At 65.2% G+C, this 1,925-nt stretch carries 1 protein-coding gene; it reads left to right on the top strand.

Going from position 1 to position 1,925, the window contains the following annotated elements:
* Positions 1–108: 108 nt before the first annotated feature.
* Positions 109–1,925, top strand: a 1,817-nt coding sequence (gene glmS, locus ACT6QG_RS00005; RefSeq protein ID WP_444975566.1) for a glutamine--fructose-6-phosphate transaminase (isomerizing), incomplete at its 3' end; no start/stop codon positions are given.

Below are 1,925 nucleotides of genomic sequence, written 5' to 3'. Positions count from 1 at the left end.
CGGCAAGATGAATTGATTCCTCCGTCGGAGGTGTTGCCGGTAGAGAAGGTAAAGGCTGCTGCCCTGATTCCCCTGAGGCGCGGCCGGCAAGTGGTGGAGCTTTGGCCTATGTGTGGGATTGTCGGTATTCTCGGGAAGGGTGCGGTGGCATCTCATGTGGTGGACTGCCTGCATCGCCTCGAATATCGCGGTTATGATTCCGCAGGCATCGCCACGCTGGAAAATGGCCATCTCGAGGTCTGCCGCGCCGAGGGCAAGCTGCGCAATCTCGAGATCAAGCTCTCCCGCCACCCCCTCAACGGGCGCAGCGGCATCGGCCATACCCGCTGGGCCACCCATGGCAAGCCGCTGGAGCGCAATGCCCACCCCCATGCCACACGGCGCGTGGCGGTGGTGCATAACGGCATCATCGAGAATTTCCGCGAGCTCAAGCAGGGCCTCCTCGATCTGGGCGTGAGCTTCATCTCCGACACCGATACCGAGGTGGTGGCCCAGCTGGTGGACCGCGAGCTGCTGGCCGGCCATGCCCCGGCGGAGGCGGTGGCCCATGTGCTGCCGCGCCTGCGCGGGGCCTTCGCGCTCGCCTTCCTGTTCGACGGGCAGGATGACCTGATGATCGCCGCCCGCCGGGGCTCGCCGCTGGCCATCGGCTATGGCGAGGGGGAGATGTTCCTCGGCTCGGACGCCATCGCCCTTGGCCCGCTCACCAACCGCATCGCCTATCTGGAAGAGGGGGACTGGGCGGTGATGACCCGCGCCGGGGTCGAGATCCGCAATGAGGATGGGGTCATTGTCGAGCGCGCGGTGCAGATCGTGCCGGCCGGGGCACTGCTGGTGGACCGTGGCAACCATCGCCACTTCATGGCCAAGGAAATCTACGAGCAGCCCGAGGTCATCGGCCACACGCTCGGCCATTATCTCGACCTGTCGAGCGATACGGTGAACCTGCCCGAGCTGCCCTTCGACGTGAAGGGGGTGCGGCACATCTCCATCACCGCCTGTGGCACCGCGCTTTATGCCGGGGCCGTGGCGGAATACTGGATCGAGCGTTTCGCCCGCATTCCGGTGAGCATCGATATCGCCTCCGAGTTCCGCTATCGCGAAACGCCGCTGGCGGATGATGGCATCACCATCGTCATCTCCCAGTCAGGCGAGACGGCGGACACGCTGGCCTCGCTGCGCTATGCCAAGGCCTGCGGACAGAAGGTGGTGGCGATCGTCAATGTGCCGACCTCGACCATTGCGCGCGAGGCGGATGCGGTTCTGCCGACCCTTGCCGGGCCGGAGATCGGGGTGGCCTCCACCAAGGCCTTCACCTGCCAGCTGGCGACGCTGGCCTGCCTTGCGGTGGCGCTGGGGCGGGCCAATGGCACCCTTTCCGCCGATGACGAGCAGCGTCTGGTGCATGAGCTGATGGAAACGCCCCGCCTGATGAGCGAGGCGCTGAAGCTGGGTCCGCAGATCGAGATCCTCTCGCGCACGCTGGCGAAGGCGCGGGACGTTCTCTATCTGGGCCGCGGCCCGGCCTATCCGCTGGCGCTGGAAGGGGCGCTGAAGCTGAAGGAGATCTCCTACATCCATGCCGAGGGCTATGCGGCCGGAGAGCTGAAGCACGGGCCGATCGCGCTGGTGGACGAGACCATGCCGGTGGTGGTGATCGCCCCCCATGACCACATTTTCGAGAAGACCGTCTCGAACATGGAGGAGGTGGCCGCCCGTGGCGGACAGATCATTCTGGTGACAGACCCCAAGGGCGCGCAGGCCGCGCATGTGGATGCGGTGCAGAAGCTGATCGTGCCGGAAATGGCCGCAACCATCTGCCCGATGGTTTACGCCATTCCCGTCCAGCTCATCGCCTATCACACCGCCGTCATCATGGGCACGGATGTCGACCAGCCCAGAAATCTCGCAAAATCCGTGACTGT

Source organism: Haloleucobacter ellipsoideus (assembly GCF_052491725.1).
This window is presented reverse-complemented; position numbering and strand designations above follow the sequence as displayed.